This is a genomic window from Okeania sp. (assembly GCF_983059655.1).
Window position 1 is genome coordinate 1 of sequence record NZ_CEZPJD010000485.1, and the last position, 1,705, is coordinate 1,705.

A 1,705-nucleotide genomic window follows, 5' to 3' on the forward strand; every position below is an offset into this window, starting at 1 on the left:
CTGTTGCCTGTTGCCTGCGCACAGCGCTATACTTTAGGGGTTGACTCCAACCACGCAAGGGAAACCCTATCAATACCAACTTTTGGGCGACCATCAAACCAAGATTCCCTGTTCCCTATCATTTTGTAATTTCATAGATAAATAACCTTCTTCTGCCTGCTTACGTTTATGCAGAGTAAAGTCTTTTGTCTTAAAATTAGGACCTCTCAAATTAAGATCAGAAACTATTCCTACTGGAATCATTTTTTCATCACTGATAATATCTTTGGCAACATCTGCAAGTAAGTTAAATCCAGCCATATAAACATATCCTTTTAATTCCCATATTGAATTAAAACAAAATGGATCGATAACTTTTTTTGCTCTAATTATTGAACCCGTATCTATCCCTGCATCAATATAGTGTACTGTTGTTCCCACCGATTGCTTGAATTTTTGGACATCTTTTATAGCCGCAATATTTTCAATAGAATAAATCCCTCTTGCATAAGGTAAAATAGCCGAATGTGCGTTAATAATTTGTGACTTACTGATTTCTATCCACCAAGATTTTAAAATTTGACCAATACCTATAAAAAAGTGAGCTGGGAAGTCATTTTCACAGTTTTCTATCAACCATTTTTTTGCATAATCTCCATTAACATTACTGTCTAAAAAAATGGTCTTGGCACAACATTAAAATGTCTATTAAGAGCCAGATAAAAAAGCTAATTGCTGATACCTGACTACTAATATTATGTTCGGATAAACACTAACTATAAAATCATTGCGACTGGAACGGAGTGGAAGGAAGCAATCTCAGATGTTTGAGATATCTCTTCCATCTATATCCTAATCATAAATATTCAACCGAACATGATATAACTAATTACTCTACAATATTACCGAATAATTAAGGTTTAAAGCCTCTCCTTTAAAGTAGAAACAAGAAAAAAATTTCCTTTGAGTCAATCCTATCCGCTTTCAAGGAGAGGTCATTTCAGTTATCAGTTATCAGTTATCAGTACCGACCACTAAAGCCCCCCACTTGAAATACTGAACTGAATATTCTCTTGGTCGATTGGATATGGCGAGGGGACCCGCTCTTATCAGAGCCGCTCCGAAGATCGCCATCCCTCGACCGCTTTTTCATCCCCTTAAAAGGGGAGGCTTTGGACCTCATTTTTTTGTAATTATTAATTATTAATTATTAATTGTTAAACCAATCTTTGTTTTAATACACCTGCTAAACCTGGTATTGGCACTTTCATTTGTTCCCCTGTTCTTAAATCTTTTAAACTACACATATTAGCTGCTGCTTCCTCGGAACCAATAATTATACAAAAAGGAATTTTTTGCTTATCTGCTTGTTGTAATTGTTTACCCACTCCACGACTATCAAAACTGGTTATCACATTCATCCCACTTCGGCGTAACTGTTGAGAAACATCTAAATAAGTTGCCATCAATTCTTCCTGCATATTCACAACCATAACTGTTGCTGGAGTAGGAGCAAAAGATTCTAAAATACCCGCCTTTAATAAACGACTCATTAATCTAGTTAAACCAATAGAAATACCAACTCCTGGCATTTTTTCACCAATAAAAGTTCCGACTAACTCTTCATATCTACCCCCAGAGCAAATACTTCCTAAAGCTTCATGTCCGATTAAAGTAGTCTCATAAACTGTGCCCGTATAATAATCTAATCCCCTAGCTATTGATA

Annotated in this window: 2 protein-coding genes; both read right to left on the bottom strand. The window is 35.7% G+C overall.

Annotated elements, in window-relative coordinates:
• Positions 1-93: 93 nt before the first annotated feature.
• Positions 94-615, bottom strand: a complete 522-nt coding sequence (locus AC3DU7_RS22375) for a formyltransferase family protein (protein ID WP_488041509.1) — start codon at positions 613-615, stop codon at positions 94-96.
• 581 nt (positions 616-1,196) lie between these two features.
• Positions 1,197-1,705, bottom strand: a 509-nt coding sequence (locus tag AC3DU7_RS22380) for a His/Gly/Thr/Pro-type tRNA ligase C-terminal domain-containing protein (protein ID WP_488041510.1), incomplete at its 5' end; no start/stop codon positions are given.